Here is a 258-nt window from a genome sequence, read left to right as displayed (position 1 = left end):
CTACAAGACCAAGCTGGCCTTCGGCGAGGACGACCCGGACACCCAGGTCTCGCAGATCGAGAACATGATCACGCAGGGCGTGAAGGCCCTGATCATCGCGGCCATCGCCAACAAGTCGATGAACAACGTGCTCCAGCAGGCCGCCGACGCCAAGATCCCGGTGTTCTCCTACGACCGACTGATCCTCGGCACCAAGAACGACGACTACTACGCGTCCTTCGACAACTCGAATGTCGGCGAGCTCCAGGGCAACTACAT

Annotated in this window: 1 protein-coding gene; it reads left to right on the top strand. The window is 60.1% G+C overall.

The window, feature by feature from the left end; genetic code table 11:
• On the top strand, positions 1-258 hold a 258-nt coding region (locus tag KVT44_RS56320), incomplete at both ends, for a substrate-binding domain-containing protein (RefSeq protein ID WP_217577037.1).

Source organism: Streptomyces sp. GbtcB7, from assembly GCF_019091445.1.
GTDB lineage: Bacteria > Actinomycetota > Actinomycetes > Streptomycetales > Streptomycetaceae > Streptomyces > Streptomyces mirabilis.
This window is presented reverse-complemented; position numbering and strand designations above follow the sequence as displayed.